The 16,707-nt window shown below is 70.0% G+C and carries 13 protein-coding genes; 3 read left to right on the forward strand and 10 right to left on the reverse strand.

Features of this window, described 5'->3' with window-relative positions; genetic code table 11:
- Positions 1-97: 97 nt before the first annotated feature.
- From ABRP24_RS02010 to ABRP24_RS02020, 3 genes are all read right to left on the reverse strand, one after another.
- The gene (locus tag ABRP24_RS02010) at positions 98-2,077 is read right to left on the reverse strand and encodes a LamG-like jellyroll fold domain-containing protein (protein WP_349847690.1); all 1,980 of its coding nucleotides are present in this window, start codon (positions 2,075-2,077) and stop codon (positions 98-100) included.
- Positions 2,078-2,176: 99 nt separating this feature from the next.
- Positions 2,177-4,627 (reverse strand): UvrD-helicase domain-containing protein, encoded by a 2,451-nt coding sequence (locus ABRP24_RS02015; protein WP_349847689.1) that lies wholly within the window; start codon positions 4,625-4,627, stop codon positions 2,177-2,179.
- 12 nt (positions 4,628-4,639) lie between these two features.
- A complete protein-coding gene (locus tag ABRP24_RS02020) occupies positions 4,640-5,650 on the reverse strand; it encodes a glycerophosphodiester phosphodiesterase family protein (protein WP_349847688.1) in 1,011 nt (336 codons plus the stop codon).
- 106 nt (positions 5,651-5,756) lie between these two features.
- Here ABRP24_RS02020 and ABRP24_RS02025 point away from each other — a divergent pair, with 106 nt between their 5' ends.
- Positions 5,757-6,752 carry a DUF817 domain-containing protein gene (locus tag ABRP24_RS02025; RefSeq protein WP_349847687.1) on the forward strand — a complete coding sequence of 332 codons (996 nt, stop codon included), beginning with the start codon at positions 5,757-5,759 and terminating at the stop codon, positions 6,750-6,752.
- 31 nt (positions 6,753-6,783) lie between these two features.
- Complete coding sequence (locus ABRP24_RS02030) at positions 6,784-7,656, forward strand: Bax inhibitor-1/YccA family protein (protein ID WP_027466689.1); 873 nt, start codon at positions 6,784-6,786, stop codon at positions 7,654-7,656.
- Positions 7,657-8,068: 412 nt separating this feature from the next.
- On the opposite strand, the gene guaA is transcribed toward ABRP24_RS02030, so the two are convergent.
- Genes guaA through ABRP24_RS02055 form a run of 5 tightly spaced genes read right to left on the reverse strand, consistent with a single transcriptional unit; the run spans position 8,069 to position 12,870 of the window.
- Positions 8,069-9,649 carry a glutamine-hydrolyzing GMP synthase gene (gene guaA, locus ABRP24_RS02035; RefSeq protein ID WP_027466690.1) on the reverse strand — a complete coding sequence of 527 codons (1,581 nt, stop codon included), beginning with the start codon at positions 9,647-9,649 and terminating at the stop codon, positions 8,069-8,071.
- Positions 9,646-10,092: a DUF3817 domain-containing protein gene (locus ABRP24_RS02040; protein WP_027466691.1), complete on the reverse strand. Its 447-nt coding sequence runs from the start codon at positions 10,090-10,092 to the stop codon at positions 9,646-9,648. The genes guaA and ABRP24_RS02040 overlap by 4 nt, the downstream gene beginning before the upstream one ends.
- 10 nt (positions 10,093-10,102) lie before the next feature.
- Positions 10,103-10,879, reverse strand: a complete 777-nt coding sequence (locus ABRP24_RS02045) for an SURF1 family cytochrome oxidase biogenesis protein (RefSeq protein ID WP_371836705.1) — start codon at positions 10,877-10,879, stop codon at positions 10,103-10,105.
- Positions 10,880-10,884: 5 nt separating this feature from the next.
- Complete coding sequence (locus tag ABRP24_RS02050) at positions 10,885-12,336, reverse strand: cation:proton antiporter (RefSeq protein WP_027466692.1); 1,452 nt, start codon at positions 12,334-12,336, stop codon at positions 10,885-10,887.
- A 3-nt stretch (positions 12,337-12,339) separates the two neighbouring features.
- Entirely contained in the window at positions 12,340-12,870 is a 531-nt protein-coding gene (locus ABRP24_RS02055; RefSeq protein WP_017885470.1) for a cation:proton antiporter regulatory subunit, read from the reverse strand.
- 75 nt (positions 12,871-12,945) lie between these two features.
- Between ABRP24_RS02055 and ABRP24_RS02060 the strand changes: the two genes are divergently transcribed.
- Positions 12,946-13,449, forward strand: coding sequence for a hypothetical protein (locus tag ABRP24_RS02060; RefSeq protein ID WP_301599780.1), 504 nt, complete (start codon positions 12,946-12,948; stop codon positions 13,447-13,449).
- A 70-nt stretch (positions 13,450-13,519) separates the two neighbouring features.
- Here the strand turns inward: ABRP24_RS02060 and ABRP24_RS02065 are convergent, their stop codons facing one another.
- Both ABRP24_RS02065 and ABRP24_RS02070 read right to left on the reverse strand, forming a co-directional pair.
- The gene (locus ABRP24_RS02065) at positions 13,520-15,406 is read right to left on the reverse strand and encodes a glycerol-3-phosphate dehydrogenase/oxidase (protein WP_071245430.1); all 1,887 of its coding nucleotides are present in this window, start codon (positions 15,404-15,406) and stop codon (positions 13,520-13,522) included.
- 62 nt (positions 15,407-15,468) lie between these two features.
- A complete protein-coding gene (locus ABRP24_RS02070; protein WP_027466694.1) occupies positions 15,469-16,587 on the reverse strand; it encodes a GuaB3 family IMP dehydrogenase-related protein in 1,119 nt (372 codons plus the stop codon).
- Positions 16,588-16,707 lie beyond the last annotated feature (120 nt).

Here is a 16,707-nt window from a genome sequence, read left to right on the forward strand (position 1 = left end):
TTAGGTAAGGCTAACCTCACAAAGTGTGATCGTGCCACCCGAACGAGGGGCGCACCGAACGGCCGGGCGTGTCAGACGCCCGTCTGCCGGCGGGGCGTCAGGCGTTCATGAACTCGTTCGGCTGCAGCGCCCGGCCGACGATGCGCACGTCGCCGATCGACCCGACGAAGACGTTGTCGAGCTTGCCGCCGTAGCGGTAGCCACCGAGCAGCCACGGCTTGCCGAGCGTGCTCAGACCGCGGTTCGGGGTGGACGGGTTCCGCACGACCGGGCACCCGTCGACGTACAGCACGGTGTGCGTCCCGTCGTTCACCACGGCCACGTGCCACCAGGCCCCGAGCGGCAACTCGTGCCCCCAGTTCGTCAGTGATCCGTCCTGGCTCGCCGGGTACACGCACCACTGCAGTTCGCGGTCCCCCGACAGGCTCAGGGTCACGGCAGGTTCGTCCGGGTCACCGTCGGCTCCGGTCGCCTTCCCCACCTGACCGGCGCTCGAGTACTGCGACAGCAGGGCGCTGAACCCGTTCGCGCTCGGGTCGAACGTGGTCGGCAGCGCGAAGAACGCCTCGACCGTGTAGCCGTGGGGGAACCGGGTCCGGTTGAGCGGAGCCGCGTCGACGGTCTGCAGGTGGTCCCCACCGGTCTTGCCGCCCTGCAGCGCGAGGCCGCCGGCGCCCGGCTGGTCGGGATGGTGCGCCGCCGTCCAGCGCAGCGCCCCCGCGACGGCACCGGTCCGGCGAGCGACCACCAGGTCGTTCCCCCGCCCGCTCTGGTCGCGCACCCGCGTCGTCGGCGCGAGCGCCGCCCCGTCCGGGTTGCCGTCGAACCGCCAGTACGCCAGCGTCCCCGGCACCAGCATGCGTGCCGCCTGCCGGGAGGCCCGTGGTGCGACCGGCGCGAACCCCGCGAAGCGTGCGTTGAAGTCCACCGCCATGGTGAAGCGGTCGACGTCACCGCTGAGGGCGGTCTCCTGGGCCGCGAGCTCGTTCGTCTCGCCGAGCCCACCGGCGAGCAGGAACGGCGACAGTGTCTCGACGTCGATGACGTTCCGCTCGAGGTCGACGTGGTACAGCCGGATCATGGCCGCCCCGCCGTAGTAGCGGTTCTGGTAGTTGGTCAGGTGCAGGGCGACGTCGTGCCCGACGGCGTTCTTCGCCGTCGTGCGGCCCGGACCCCAGTAGTGCCCGTTGAGCGTCAGGAACACCTGGTCGTGCTTCGAGATGAAGGAGTCCCAGAGCTGCTGGCCGTAGGGGTCGAACACCGCTCCACCACTGGCGTCCGAGTCGACGAGGGCGTGCGTCGTGAGGATGACCGGGGCGTGCGGCCGGGCCGCGAGCACGGAGCTGGCCCAGGCGAGCCCGCTCGCGCTCGTCCGCCAGTCGAGCGCCAGGACGACCCACTCGCGGCCGGCCGCGGTGAACCGGTGAGCGGTGTTGTAGCCGTCCGGGCTCGAACCGATCCAGCCCGGGGCCCTCCGGAACCGCTGCGGGCCGAACACGTCGAGGTACGGGGTTCGGCCACGCTGGTCGTCGGTCGAGGAGTCGACGTCGTGGTTGCCGGCGAGCACGCTGTAGGGCGCACCGGCACGGTCGAGCACGTCGAAGACCGCGCCGGACGCACGCATCTCGGACGCCGCACCGTTCTGCGTCAGGTCGCCGAGGTGGACCAGGAACACCGTGTTGTGCCGGGCCTGCTCGCGGACGACGTACTCGAGCGAGGCGCGCATCGGTGCCGGGTCCACCGCGGCGCCGTCGAACATGTACTGCGTGTCCGGCATCACGGCGACGGTGAAGCGTGGCGAGGTCGTGTCCGGGCGCCACCGTCCGGTGTGCCCGCGCGCCACCGCCGCCTGAGCGGCCTCGGTCGATCCGCCCAGCGCCGCCGGGGCGACTGCGGGTACCGCGGTCAGCGCATCGGCGACGGCCGGGGCGCCGCCGAAGCCGTTCGAGGCCACGAGACCGGCGGCACCGGCGAGTCCGGACCCGACCAGGAAGCCCCGGCGGGAGACCGGGATGCGCTTGCTGCGGTCTCCGGCGTGGTCGTGGGCGTCGTCGCGATCGTCAGGGCTGTTCTGCACAGCACCGCACCGTACGGACCGCGGGGGAACGCCCCGGGTCCGTTCCGTGAACTCCAGACCGGCTGCGGCTGCCGGTTCGGTGTGGACCGGTGAGGGCTCCTACAGCTTCTCGATCGGGGCGATCTTGATGAGGAGCTTCTTGCGGCCCGCGGAGTCGAACGCGATCTCGGCGATGCGCTTGGCTCCCTGACCCGTCACCGCCGACACCGTGCCCTCGCCGAAGTCGACGTGCTTGATGCGGTCGCCGGCGACGAGTTCCATGTCGCCGTTGTCGCGCACCTGCCCGGACACCCGGTTCGCCCACTCGGTCTTCGGGCGGGTCTTGGACGCTGCCGCTGCGCGGTCGTACGAGCCGCCGCCCCAGCCACCACCACCGCGGTAGCCCCCGCCGCCGCCACCGCCACCGCCGAAGCCGCCGTCGCGCTTGGCGTTCAGGGCGCGGGGCTGCGTGCCACCACGGCTGTTCGCCATGCCCGGGGACTGCTTCCACTCGATGAGCCCCTCGGGGATCTCCTGCAGGAAGCGCGAGGGCATCGCCACGTTCACGTCGCCGAACTGGGCACGGGTCATCGCGAGGGACAGGAACAGGACCTTCTTGGCGCGGGTGATGCCCACGTAGAACAGCCGGCGCTCTTCCGACGGTCCGCCGGGTTCGTTGGCGGACATCCGGTGCGGGAGCAGGTCTTCCTCGACGCCGGTCAGGAACACCGCGTCGTACTCCAAGCCCTTCGCGGTGTGCAGCGTCATGAGCGACACCGTGCCCGACGAGTCGTCGAGCTCGTCCGCCGCGGCGACCAGCGAGACCTCGGTCAGGAAGTCCGACAGCGTGCCCTCGGGGTTGTTCTTCTGGAACTCACGCGTCACGGCCACGAGCTCGTCGATGTTGTCGGCACGGGCGGCGTCCTGCGCGTCGGGCGACTTCCGCAGGTTGTCGAGCAGCCCGGAGCCGTCGAGCAGCTGCGTCAGGGTGTCGACCACCGGCTGCGTCGGCGCCTTCTCGGACACGGAGTCGAGCAGCGCCGCGAACTCGGTGATGGCGTTCCGCACCTTCGGCCCGAACCCGAGCTCACCCGCGTGCCGCAGGGCGTCGCGCATCGTGGTCTCGTGCTCGTCGGCGTAGCGCTGCAGCGTGGTCTCGGTGACCGAGCCGATGCCGCGCTTGGGCACGTTGAGGATGCGGCGCAGGGCCATCGGGTCGGCCGGGTTGGCGACGGTGATCAGGTACGCCATGGCGTCCTTGATCTCGGCGCGCTCGTAGAACTTCGTGCCGCCGAGCACCCGGTACGGGATCGCCGCACGGATGAATATCTCCTCCAGCGCACGGGTCTGCGAGTTGGTCCGGTAGAACACCGCCATGTCGCGGTAGTCCATGCCGTCGTCACGCAGGCGCTGGATCTCGTCGGCGACGAACTGCGCCTCGTCATGGCCGGTGTACCCGGTGAAGCCGACGATCTTCTCGCCGGCACCGACGTCGGTGAACAGGCTCTTCGCCTGGCGGTCGAAGTTGTTCGCGATGACCGCGTTCGCCGCGTCCAGGATGTTCTGCGTCGAGCGGTAGTTCTGCTCGAGCAGGATCGTCTTGGAGTTCGGGAAGTCCCGCTCGAACTCGACGATGTTGCGGATGTCCGCCCCGCGGAACGCGTAGATCGACTGGTCGGAGTCGCCGACCACCGTCAGGGACGCGGGGGCGATCGACCCGTCGGTCTCCCGCATCCGGGCGACGTGCTGGCCGGAGTCCTCGAGCTTGTCGACCTGTTCGACCGGCACCGGGCGGGTGAGCTCACGGATCAGGGCGTACTGGGCGTGGTTCGTGTCCTGGTACTCGTCGACCAGGATGTACCGGAAGCGGCGCTGGTACAGGGCGGCGACGTCCGGGAAGGCCCGGAACAGGAACACCGTCTGACCGATGAGGTCGTCGAAGTCGAACGCGTTCGCCCGGCGGAGTTCGTTCGTGTAGCGCCGGAACACCTCGGTGAACATGACCTCTTGCGGGTCGTTCACGTTGATGTTGCGCGCGTAGGTGTCGATGTCCTGCAGCTCGTTCTTGAGCTTCGAGATCTTCGACGCCGCGGCACCGACGGTCAGCCCGAGGGAGTCGGCCTCGAGCTCCTTGATGATCCGCTTCAGCAGCGCCTTGGAGTCGGCGGAGTCGTAGATCGTGAACGACTGCGGGAACCCGAACCGCTCGGCTTCGCGCCGCAGGATGCGCACGCACGCCGAGTGGAACGTGGAGATCCACATCCCCTCGGCCTCGCCACCGACCAGGGCCCGGACGCGCTCGCGCATCTCGGCCGCGGCCTTGTTCGTGAACGTGATCGCCAGGATCTGCGACGGCCAGGCTTCGCGGTTGGCGAGCAGCAGTGCGATGCGGCGGGTGAGCACGCTCGTCTTGCCGGAACCGGCACCGGCCACGATCAGCAGGGACTCGCCGCGGTACTCGACGGCTTCCTTCTGCTGGGGGTTCAGACCCGCGGTGAACGGGTCTTCGTACGCGCGGGCACCGGCGCCCGGTTCGGGCGTCGATTCGAAGGGGTCGAGCACGATCGTCATGTCCGGGACAGTCTAGGCGGGACCCCCGACAGCGGACCGGGCGAGCACCGCCAGGTCCGGGTGGTCGGCGAACACCCCGTCGAGTCCGGTGCGGATCACGGACGTGAACCACCGCTCCCAGTCGCCGAACGCCGCGACGTCGCCACCACGACGCAGCGGCGACGGCAGGAACCGGTTCTCCGGCCGGAGCGTCCACGTGTACACCGCGAGCCCGGCGGCGTGAGCGCGGTCGACGATCGCGCTGCGCACCGGCGTCGGGTCGTCGAGCGCGACGCTGTCGACGCAGGCCATCAGGGTGCCGAGGTCGACGCTGATGCCGTGGAACTCGGTCGCGAACGACGCGAGCGCGTCCTCGGAACGCTCGGCGGCGTAGGTGGGGGCGAGCGATCCGTGGGACGCGACCTCGTCCGCGGCGCTGCCACGGGCCTCCTGGAGGTACACGAGCCGACCACCGGTCCCCCGCTCGCGCAGGTCGCGCAGCACGCCCTTCTCGAAGCTCTCCACCGTGAGCCGCTCGTCCTGCCGCCACCCGGCCTCGCCGAGCGCGGCGTCGACGAGTCCACCCATCGGGAACCCGGCGCGGTCGAAGTACGCGGCGTGCTTGACCTCGGCGACGAGCCCGACCGGACGGGGTGCGGCGTCGAGGATCGCGAGCAGGTCGACGAGCCGCAGGATCGGCTGCGCACCGTCGTGCTCGGCGGATCCCGGGCGCAGCACCGGCAGACGCTCGCGGGTGCGGAGCGTCTGCAACTCTGCCCACGTGAAGTCCTCGGTGAACCAGCCCGTCAGGGTCTGGCCGTCGACGGTCTTCGTCGTGCGCAGGTGCCGGAACTCGGGGTGGTCGGCGACGTCCGTGGTGCCCGAGACCTCGTTCTCGTGCCGGAGCACCAGCACGCCGTCCCTCGTGGGCACCAGGTCCGGTTCGATCGCGTCTGCACCGAGTTCGATCGCGAGCTCGTACGCGCTCCGCGAGTGCTCGGGGCGGTAGCCGGACGCACCACGGTGGGCGATCACGAGGGTCATGGCGCGACCCTACTTGCCGCGGGTGACCAGCGTGGCGCCTGTGTCGCGGGACACACCCGTGGCTCCGGGGGCCCTCGTTCCCAGGGACGGCACCGAGCATCACCGCATGACCGTCCGTTCGCTCTCCACCGCCGTCGAGGCCCGGATCGACCGGGCTGCACGCCGTCTGCTCGACGCCGGGCACCAACCGCACCGGCCCGTCCGGGTGTTCGTCACCGAGTTCCTGGTGTTCGGCGCGAAGCAGGCCTGGGCGTGCGCGTTCGGGGCGCTGCTGCTCACGACCATGGCCGTGGTGCACCTGACCGTGCCGGCGGCGATGCGGAACGACGTCCTGACGATCGCGGCCGTGCTGCTGCAGGTCGGGATGCTCGTGTTCGGGCTCGAGACCGTGCGCGAACTCCGGGTCGTGCTGCTGTTCCACGTCGTCGGCACCGCGATGGAGGTGTTCAAGACCCACATGGGCTCGTGGACCTACGAACCCGGAGGGCTGTTCGTCCTCGCCGGGGTGCCGCTGTTCTCGGGGTTCATGTACGGCGCCGTCGGGTCGTACATGGTCAGGGTCTACCGACTGTTCGACCTGCGGTTCGACCGGTACCCGCGGCAGTGGCTGCTGGCGGTCGTGGCGGGCGGGATCTACCTGAACTTCTTCGGCCACCACTTCGTCGCCGACGCCCGGTACCTGCTGCTCGCGCTCGTGCTGCTGCTCTTCGCCCGCACTACCATGCACGTCCGGATCCACCGGGCGACGCTGCGGATGCCCGTGCTCGTTGCGATGGGACTCGTCGCTGTGTTCATCTGGGCGGCGGAGAACGTCGCGACGTGGGCCGGGGCGTGGAGCTACCCGGCGCAGCTCGCGGTGTGGCAGCCGGTGGCACCGGCGAAGATCGTGGCCTGGTTCCTGCTCATGACGATCTCGGTCGCGCTCGTCACCTGGCTCTACCCGGCGCTGCCGTCGAGACGGGTGGGCTCGACGGCGGACTCTCGACTTCCTCGGGGCGCGCGTGCAGCGGGCGACCCTAGGCTTCCCCCGTCGGGGCCCGCTGGGCCCGCGTCCGCTCGCCGCGAATCCTCAGCCTTCCGCGACCGAGCGCCCCTAGGCTGAGAGGACTCGAATCTCCTAGGAAGAGGACACCATGGCCTTCAAGCCCGGTTTCGACCAGTCCCCCGCCTTCAACGCACAGGGGGCAAACACCTGGGGCGGGCGCGGTGCTGGTCAGCAGCAGGCCGGCTGGGGACAGACCCCGCAGCAGGCCCAGGGCGGCATGACCCCCGAGCAGCTGCAGTACATGTACGACCGCCCGACTGCGTCCCCGGTGGACACCGACCGCATGTCGTACGAGGACACCATCGTCAAGACGCTGCTCGCGTTCGGCGTGCTCGTCGTCGGCGCGGTGGCCGGTTGGAACCTGCCGCCGGTCGTCTGGATCGTCGGCGCGCTCGTCGGGTTCGTCCTGGCGCTCGTCAACACCTTCAAGAAGAAGCCGTCGCCGGGTCTGATCCTGACGTACGCGTTCTTCGAGGGGCTGTTCGTCGGCGGTATCTCGAACTACTTCCAGACCGCGTTCCCCCAGGCCGACGGCATCGTCGCGCAGGCCGTGTTCGGCACGCTCGGTGTGTTCTTCGTCACCCTGCTCCTGTTCCGCTCGGGCAAGGTCCGCGCGACCCCGAAGGCCACGCGCTTCTTCCTGATCGCGATGGTCGGGTACATGGCGTTCTCCCTCGTGAACCTGGTCCTGATGTGGACCGGCGTCACCCAGAGCGCGTTCGGCCTGATGGGCGTGACGCTCTTCGGCATCCCGCTCGGGGTCCTCATCGGCGTGTTCGTCGTACTGATGGCCGCGTACTCGCTGATCCTCGACTTCGACCAGATCAAGACCGGTGTCGAGCGCGGCGCACCCCGCATCTACGCCTGGACCGCGGCGTTCGGCCTCATCGTGACGCTCGTCTGGCTGTACCTCGAGATCCTGCGCATCCTCGCCATCATCGCGAGCAGCTCGCGCAACTAGTACCACCGCACACGCGAAGGGCCCCGGCGCTGCCGGGGCCCTTCGTCGTTCCCGGGCCGGTGGTCGGCGGCAGAGGGGGCGGTGCGGGGCACGGCGGGGCGGGGCGGTGCGGTGCGGTGGCGGCCCGAGTGGCGGTCCCGGCGTCAGTCCCAGCGGTCACAACACCCCGCCGGTCGCCCGCCGAGTGGTCACGAAGTGTCGTCCGGGCCGGGGCCAGCCGACACTTCGTGACCACTCGGCACCGGGCCTGCGGGGTGTTGTGACCACTCGACGGCTCCCGGGAGCGCCCACGAACCGCGCCCGCACCGCCCGCGGCAGCAAAACCCCCGCTCACGACCCCGGCAGCGGCCCCGGACGCACGAAGACCCGGCACGCGTGACGCGTACCGGGCCTTCCGTTGCTCAGGGGAGCCCTACTCCCACTCGATCGTCCCCGGCGGCTTCGACGTGACGTCGAGCACGACCCGGTTCACGTCGGGCACCTCGTTCGTGATGCGGTTCGAGATCTTCGCGAGGGTGTCGTACGGCAGACGCGTCCAGTCGGCGGTCATGGCGTCCTCAGACGAGACCGGACGGAGCACGATCGGGTGCCCGTAGGTCCGGCCGTCGCCCTGCACGCCCACGGAGCGGACGTCGGCGAGCAGCACGACCGGGCACTGCCAGATCTCCTGGTCGAGGCCGGCCGCGGTGAGCTCTTCGCGCGCGATCTTGTCAGCGGCACGGAGCAGTTCGAGCCGCTCCTTCGTGACCTCGCCGACGATGCGGATGCCCAGGCCCGGGCCGGGGAACGGCTGGCGACCGACGATGACCTCGGGCAGCCCGAGCTCGCGGCCGACCGCTCGGACCTCGTCCTTGAACAGGGTGCGCAGGGGCTCGACGAGCTCGAACGTCATGTCCTCGGGCAGGCCGCCGACGTTGTGGTGCGACTTGATGTTCGCGGTGCCCGCTCCGCCGCCGGACTCGACGACGTCGGGGTAGAGCGTGCCCTGCACGAGGAACTTGACCTCGGCATCAGAGTCGGAAGCCTGCGCCTCGAGCACGAGTGCCTCGGCCGCGCCCTCGAACGTGCGGATGAACTCGCGCCCGATGATCTTGCGCTTCTGCTCGGGGTCGCTCACGCCGGCGAGGGCGTCGAGGAACTGCTGCTCGGCGTCGATCGTGATGAGCCGGACGCCGGTGGAGGCGACGTAGTCCTCTTCGACCTGCTTGCGCTCGTCGGCACGCAGGAGCCCGTGGTCGACGAAGACGCAGGTGAGCTGGTCGCCGACGGCCTTGTGCACCAGGGCTGCGGCGACGGCGGAGTCGACACCACCGGAGAGCCCGGCGATGACCCGGGCGGAGCCGACCTGCTCGCGGATGCGGGCGACCTGCTCCTCGATGACGTTGCTGGAGTTCCAGTCGCCGGGCAGGCCCGCGGCACGGTGCAGGAAGTTCTCGAGCACGGCCTGGCCGTACACGGAGTGCTTGACCTCGGGATGCCACTGCACGCCGTAGAGCTTGCGCTCGTCGGACGCGAACGCCGCGACGGGCGTCGACGCGCTCGAGGCGAGCACCTCGAAGCCGGCCGGTGCCTTGGCCACGGAGTCGCCGTGCGACATCCACGTCACCTGGTCCGCCGGCTGGTCGCCGAGCAGGGTGCTGGTGCCGGGGGCGAGGGTCACGTCGGTGGCGCCGTACTCGCGCAGACCGGTGTTCGCGACCTCGCCACCGAGCGCGGTCGCCATGGCCTGGAAGCCGTAGCAGATGCCGAGCACGGGGACGCCGAGGTCGAGGATGTCACCGTCGAGGGACGGCGCGCCTTCTTCGTACACGGACGACGGACCACCGGACAGCACGATGGCCGCCGGGTCCTTGGCGCGGATCTCGTCCGCGGTGATGGAGTGCGGCACGATCTCGCTGTAGACGTTCGCTTCACGGACCCGACGCGCGATGAGCTGCGCGTACTGGGCCCCGAAGTCGACGACGAGGACGGGACGCTGTTCGGTCTCGCTCACCGAGCGGCCTCCTTCTCACGCTGCTGGGCAGCGATCAGCTCGTGGTAGGTGTCCATGGCCTGCTGCTGCATGCGGTGTTCGACCACGAAGGACATGAACGGGATGATGCCCCCGAGGGCGATGAGCAGGAAGCGCGACGGCCTCCAGCGCATGATGCTCCACAGACGGAAGTCCGTGAAGAGGTAGAGCACGTACAGCCAGCCGTGGGCGATGAGGATCGCGATCGACAGGTTGAACGTGCCCGGGGTCTCGCCCGCCGTGCCGTTGGGCACGAAGAACGGACCGTTGCCGAGCTGCATCTCGAGCTGCAGCGGCGTGTACTTGATGATGACCTCGACCACCAGGGCGAGCAGCAGCACACCGGTGATGTACGCCGAGACGCGGTACCACTTCACCGCCCCCGGGATCTTGGGGATGTCACGGGTTCGGACGGTCAGGGCCATGCCGGCAATCCTACCGTCGGAGCGCGTCGGCTTCGGTGGCGAGCGCTGCCTCGCGCTCCTCTTCCTGCTCGCGCTCCCAGGCGTCCTTCACGAACCGGTACCAGAGGAACACGGCGAAGCCGGCGAAGACGACCCACTCGATCGCGTAGAACAGGTTGAGCCAGTCGAACTGGACCTCGCGCGACGGTGCACGGTCGGCGATGGTGCCGAGGTCGGCGGCCGTCGCGGTGGTGCCGTCGGCGACGACGTACCCGAGGTACATGCGGTCGTCGAACGCCTGCCAGGTGTTCACGAACCGGGCGGGGGCGACCGCGGAGTACTCGCCCTTCTTGTAGGCGTCCTGGTCGGGCGACTCGGCCGGGTAGTAGCGACCCTGGATCGTGAGCGTCTGCCCGTCCGCCAGGCGCTCGCCCCCGGCGACGGCGGCCCCGCGCTGGTCGGACCACCCGATGACGACCGGGAGGCTCGCCCCACCGTCCGAGTCCACCAGGTGTCCGACGGTCTGGTACTTCCCACCCCCGGTGCGGCCGGTCAGGACGGTGGTGTCGTCGGCGACGAAGGTCCCGGTGACGGTGACCTTCTGCCCGGCGAGACTCTCGCTGACGGGGCGCTCGGGGGTGGTGACCGCCTCGAGCGTGCGGCGGGTCTCGGTGGTCGCCGGCAGGGGCTTGCCGTTGGCGATCGACCGCTCCAGCTGCCACTTGCCCAGCCCGGCGAACACCGCCGCCAGCACGAGCGCCAGCAACAGCAGCGCGATCCACCTCGGTCGTCGGGCAACGGCCCACATCTGTATCAGTACTCCGGATCGCGCTGTCGGACCGGGCGCTCGGGGCGCTCGGCGGGGATCTCGACCGGCGACGTCACGGGGGCGGACGTCGGCTCGGACCCCTCATTGTCTCGCTCGTCCCTGCCAGCTGCCTCGACGAGCGCGAACTCTTCGGCGAACTGGCGGTCCCGCTCGGCCTTCCGCGCCGCGGCGGTGGCGTCCGCCTCGGCCTCGGCCGCTTCGGCGCTCTCGGCGGCGGCTGCCGCGGCGACGGCACGTCGGCCGCCCAGGCGTCCGCGCAGGCGGATGAGACGACCCGGGCGCACCACGAGGCGGCCGATCCGGTCCGAGTTCACCGCGAGCAGCGGCCCGAGGACGGCCATGCAGAGGACGTAGAGGCCCGCGAAGGCGGTGATCCGCGCCTCCAGCCCGGCGGCAGCCGACAGCGTCGCGAGGATCAGTGCGAACTCACCCCGGTTCACCAGGATGACGGCGGTGTTGATGCCCTGCTGGACGTTGAAGCCGTTCATCCGCGCGACGATCTGGCCGGCGACCGCGTTGAGCACGACCGTCATGCCGATGGCGCCGAGGACGGGCCAGAGCACCTCGCCGAAGGTCGACAGGTCGAGGCCGAGCCCGAAGTTGACGAAGAAGAACGCGGCGAAGACGTCGCGCATCGGCAGGGCGAGCTGTTCGATGCGGTCGCGGTACCGGGTCGCTCCGCAGAGCAGGCCGATGACGAAGGCACCGATGGCGTCGGTCACGCCGAGCAGGTCGCCGATGCCGCCGAACATGACCGCGAGTCCGAAGAACAGCACCGTGAACAGCTCGTCGTCACGGGTGGCGAAGATCTTCGAGACCCACTTGCCCGCGAAGCGCGCGAGCGTGAACATCACGATGAGGAACCCGAACGCGAGTGCCAGCTTGCCGACGACGGCCCAGACGTTGGTGTCGCCGGACAGCACGACGGAGACGATCGCCAGGTAGACGGCGATGAAGACGTCCTCGATCACGGTGACGCCGAGGATCATCGGGGTCTCGTCGTTCGCCAGGCGCCGGAGCTCGATGAGGAGCTTCGTCACGATGGCGCTCGAGGACGTCGCCGTCATGCCCGCGATGATCAGGGCTTCACGGGTGCCCCAGCCGAGCGAGAACCCGAAGGCGAACCCGACGCCCATGTTGATGACGACGTAGGTGCCGCCCGACACCAGGAGTTTGCCGGCGTTGCCGTAGAACTCCTCTTGGTCGAACTCGAGCCCGAGGTTGAACAGCAGCAGGATGAGCCCGAAGGTCGCGATGAGCTCGATCGTGTGGGACTCGACGCTCAGCCCGAACCACGGCGTGTTCGGACTCGCGACGAGTCCGACCACCATGTAGATCGGGATGGCCGGCAGACCGATGGTCTTGCCGAGCCGGCCCAGGACGTAGGCGATGACGAAGAGCACACCGATGGTGAGCAGCTCACCACCCAGGTGCATGCGCTAGCTCTTCCGCGGGGCCTCGGCCGAGGCGGCCGCAAGCTCTCCGCTGCGGTAGAAGGAGAACGCCTTGGCGACCTTCTCGGGGGAACCGGCGACGACGATCGTGTCTCCGGGGAAGACGACGAAGTCCGACGAGGGCGCCGGGTTGGCACTGTCGCCACGGACCACGGCGACGACGGTCAGGCCGATGAAGCCCGAGTCGTGCAGGTCGCCGAGGGGCTTGCCCGCGATGGCGTCGTCGTAGTCGACGGAGAACCAGTCGATGGAGAGCCCGGGGATCTCGTCGAGCTTGTCGAGGCCCTCGGTGATCCGGGTGCCGCCGAGCAGTTCGGCGAGCGTGTGCGCTTCGTCCTCGCTGAGACGCAGCGAGACCTTCTCGGACTTGTCCGCGCCGTCGGAGACGTCGGCGAACGAGATGAGGTCGGAGTGCCCCGACCGGTGCGTGATGACACCGCACTTGCCACCGTCGTCGGTGTAGAAGCTGTGCAGCACGCCGACTCCGGGGAGTTTGACGCGATGGACGTCGACCATGATGGCTCCCTCTTCGAGTACCCCGATGATAACCACCAGGACCGCCCGCGCATTCCGCGCACTACTGTTCTGTGGATGGGGAGAACACGGATCGTCGTCGCCGTCGTCGGGGTGCTGGTCGTGACGCTGTACGCGGCCTTGCTCGCGGTGCAGCAACTCGTGCTGGATCCGCTCGCGGCGGTGCCGGGCACCTCGCTGGAAGCGATCCACGCGCACCTCGAGGGGCAGGGGTTCGACGTCCGCGGTGACGTCGTCGCCGTCCTCGTCACCGCGGCGATCGGTGTCGCGCTGGCGCTCGTGGTCGCGACGGTGACGCTCTGGCGGCGCGTGAAACCGCACTTCGTCGTCGCCTGGATGCTCGGGATCATCGCGGCGGGTGCGGTCCCGTTCTTCGTCGCCGGCTTCCAACTCGGCATGGACATCGCCGACGGCTACGGGGTCAGCGGCGGCGCCCACACCACCTGGGCCGGTGTGCTGTACGTCACGAGCCTGATCGCGCTGGTCGCGATCCCGGTGGTGATCGTGTTCGGCGAGCGGCGACGCGCCCTCCGGGCCACGTCGGGACCGCAGGTCGCCTGACGGACGCACCACGGGCCTCCAGTCCGGTCTGCTGGCCTGGAGGCCCGTGGTGCGTCCGCGACGCTGCCCGCTACTCCGGCTCGCTCGTCTTCTCGCCGACGACCTGCTCGTCGGACGCCTTCGCGCCCTCGGCACCGTCCGAGCGACCGCCGCCCACGACCACGTCGTCCTCGTCGAAGCCGAACGCGATGTCGGGGGCCTCGAGCCGCACGCGGTCCGCGCTCTCGTCGTCGGGCTGCAGCTGCGACTCCCGTTCGGCGGCGACGCGCTTCAGGTAGTTCGCGACCTCGTGCTCGGTCGTCTCCTGGTCCCACCCGAGCACGTCCGCCATGAGCTTCGCGGCGACGGGCGCTGCTGACTCGCCGCGGTCCCAGGCCTCGATGGAGATGCGGGTACGACGGGCGAGGACGTCCTCCAGGTGCAGAGCACCCTCGTGCGAGGCGGCGTAGACGACCTCGGCGCCGATGTAGTCGTCGGCCCCCGGCAGCGGCTCGGCGAGTGCCGGGTCCTGCTCGACGAGCTGCAGCACCTCGGTCGCGAGGGTGCCGTACCGGTTGAGGAGGTGCTCGATGCGGACCTTGTGCACGTTGAAGCTCCGTGCGGTGCGGGCGCGTCGGTTCCACGCGGCGGGGTACCCCTCGGCGCCGAGGAGCGGGATGTCCTCGGTCGTCGACTCCGGGATCCTGCCGTCCATGGCCGCGACGGCCTCGTCGATGGCGTCCTTGCCCATCACCCGGTAGGTGGTCCACTTGCCGCCGGCGACCACGACGAGGCCCGGGACGGTGTGGGCGACGACGTGCTCCCGGCTGAGCTGCGAGGTCTGGTCGGACTCCCCCGCCAGGAGCGGGCGGAGTCCGGCGTAGACACCCTCGACGTCCTCGCGGGTGAGCGGGACGGCGAGCACCTTGTTGACGTGCTCGAGGATGTAGTCGATGTCCGCCGCGGTCGCTGCCGGGTGCGCCTTGTCGAGGTACCAGTCGGTGTCCGTCGTGCCGACGAGCCAGTGCCGGCCCCACGGGATGACGAAGAGCACGCTCTTCTCGGTGCGCAGGATCATGCCCGTGTTCGACTGGAACCGGTCCCGGGGGATCACGAGGTGGACGCCCTTCGACGCCCGCACCTTGAACTGGCCACGGGTGCCGATCATCGCCTGGGTGTCGTCGGTCCAGACACCGGTGGCGTTGACGACCTGCTTCGCGCGGATCTCGAACCGTTCGCCGGTCTGGATGTCGTGGGCCTGCGCGCCGACCACGCGCTCTCCGACCTTGATGAACCCCTCGATGCGGACGCGACTCGCTGCCTCGGCACCGTACGAGGCCGCGGTGCGCACGAGCGACGCGACGTAGCGGGCGTCGTCGACCTGGGCGTCGTAGTACGTCATGCCGCCGACGAAGGCGTCCTTCTTGAGCCCGGGCATGTTCCTGAGCACCTGCTTCCGGCTCAGGTGCCGGTGGTGCGGGACGCCGGGCGGACGGCCGCCGGACCAGCTGAACACGTCGTACATCGCCATGCCGATGCCGATGTAGAAGCGCTCCCACACCCGGTGGTTGAGCGGGTAGAGGAAGCGCACGGGCTTCACCAGGTGCGGGGCGATGCGCTGGAGCAGCAGGCCGCGTTCGATGAGGGCCTCGCGGACGAGCGCGAAGTTGAGCTGCTCGAGGTAGCGGATGCCGCCGTGCACGAGCTTGGACGAGCGGCTCGACGTCCCCGAGCCCCAGTCGCGGGCCTCGACGATACCGACGCTCAGGCCGCGGGTCACCGCGTCGAGCGCACTGCCCGCACCGACGATCCCGCCGCCGACGACCAGGACGTCGAGTTCCTTGGTCTTCAGCGTCTCGATCGCGGCCGCACGTTCGTCCGGGCCGAGCTTCGCCGCGGGGTCGAACCCCACGCCGGGCGCGACGTCACGTGGACGTCCGGCCGTGCTGGTCTGCTTCGTCGTGCTGGACTTGGCCATCGTCGCCTCCGGGTCACGGTCGGCGCCGTGGCGTCACCCGGGGTCGTGCCCGGGTGCCACCGTCACTGGTGGTACGGCGCCACGACCACTTCTACTCGCTGGAACTCCTTGGCGTCGGAGTATCCGGTCGTCGCCATCGAGCGGCGCAGGGCACCGACGAGGTTCGCGCGGCCGTCGTGGGTCGGCGTCGGGCCGTTCAGGACGTTCTCGAGCGGGGCGATCGTGCCCACCTCGACCCGGCGGCCGCGGGGCAGCTCGGGGTGGTGCGCCTCGGCACCCCAGTGGTAGCCACCACCCGGAGCCTCGGTCGCACGGGCCAGTGCGGTGCCGAGCATGACGGCGTCGGCGCCCACGGCGATGGCCTTGACGATGTCGCCCGCGGTGTCGAGCCCGCCGTCGGCGATGACGTGCACGTAGCGGCCGCCCGACTCGTCGAGGTAGTCACGACGGGCCCCGGCGACGTCCGCGACGGCAGTGGCCATCGGGGCGTGGATGCCGAGCGCGGCGCGGGTGGTCGACGCAGCGCCGCCACCGAAGCCGACGAGCACGCCGGCCGCACCGGTGCGCATGAGGTGCAGCGCCGACGTGTACGTCGAGGCGCCACCCACGATCACCGGGACGTCGAGCTCGTAGATGAACTTCTTGAGGTTGAGGGGTTCCTCGGTCTGGGAGACGTGCTCGGCCGAGACCGTGGTGCCGCGGATGACGAACAGGTCGACACCGGCGTCGACGACCGTCTTCGAGAACTCCTGGGTGCGCTGCGGGCTGAGCGAACCGGCGACCGGCACCCCGGCTGCGCGGATCTCGGCCAGGCGTGCGGTGATCAGCTCGGCCTTGATCGGCTCGGAGTAGATCTCCTGCATGCGCTTCGTGACGTTGCCGTCGGTGAGCGACTTGATCTCGTCGTAGTACGGGGTCGGGTCCTCGTAGCGGGTCCACAGGCCCTCGAGGTCGAGCACACCGAGGATGCCGAGCTTGCCCATCTGGATGACCGTCGCCGGCGAGGACACGGAGTCCATCGGCGCCGACAGGATCGGCGACGCGAACGTGAACGCGTCGATCGACCACTGCACGCTGACGTCGCGCGGGTCACGCGTCCGCCTGGAGGGGACCACTGCGATGTCGTCGAACGCGTACGCCCGACGTCCGCGCTTGCCTGCACCGATCTCGACTTCGCTCACCCGGACAGCCTACCGGGCGGGCTCTGCGGCGTGCACGGGCCGGACGGTGCGGGCGGCGGGCAACCTCGCACCGTGCGAGGCCTGCCGCGTACGGTGCGAGGGCGCCGCGTACGGTGCGAG

The sequence above is a fragment of the Curtobacterium sp. WHRI 8282 genome, assembly GCF_040223925.2.
GTDB classification, from domain to species: domain Bacteria; phylum Actinomycetota; class Actinomycetes; order Actinomycetales; family Microbacteriaceae; genus Curtobacterium; species Curtobacterium flaccumfaciens.

Excerpts from the sequence above, each read along its gene's own strand:
- ABRP24_RS02025 (WP_349847687.1), top strand. The coding sequence starts at position 5,757 with ATGACCGTCCGTTCGCTCTCCACCGCCGTCGAGGCCCGGATCGACCGG.
- ABRP24_RS02060 (WP_301599780.1), top strand. The coding sequence starts at position 12,946 with ATGGGGAGAACACGGATCGTCGTCGCCGTCGTCGGGGTGCTGGTCGTG.
- ABRP24_RS02015 (WP_349847689.1), bottom strand. The coding sequence starts at position 4,627 with ATGACGATCGTGCTCGACCCCTTCGAATCGACGCCCGAACCGGGCGCC.
- ABRP24_RS02020 (WP_349847688.1), bottom strand. The coding sequence starts at position 5,650 with ATGACCCTCGTGATCGCCCACCGTGGTGCGTCCGGCTACCGCCCCGAG.
- ABRP24_RS02055 (WP_017885470.1), bottom strand. The coding sequence starts at position 12,870 with ATGGTCGACGTCCATCGCGTCAAACTCCCCGGAGTCGGCGTGCTGCAC.
- ABRP24_RS02050 (WP_027466692.1), bottom strand. The coding sequence starts at position 12,336 with ATGCACCTGGGTGGTGAGCTGCTCACCATCGGTGTGCTCTTCGTCATC.
- ABRP24_RS02065 (WP_071245430.1), bottom strand. The coding sequence starts at position 15,406 with ATGGCCAAGTCCAGCACGACGAAGCAGACCAGCACGGCCGGACGTCCA.
- ABRP24_RS02030 (WP_027466689.1), top strand. The coding sequence starts at position 6,784 with ATGGCCTTCAAGCCCGGTTTCGACCAGTCCCCCGCCTTCAACGCACAG.
- ABRP24_RS02045 (WP_371836705.1), bottom strand. The coding sequence starts at position 10,879 with ATGTGGGCCGTTGCCCGACGACCGAGGTGGATCGCGCTGCTGTTGCTG.
- ABRP24_RS02040 (WP_027466691.1), bottom strand. The coding sequence starts at position 10,092 with ATGGCCCTGACCGTCCGAACCCGTGACATCCCCAAGATCCCGGGGGCG.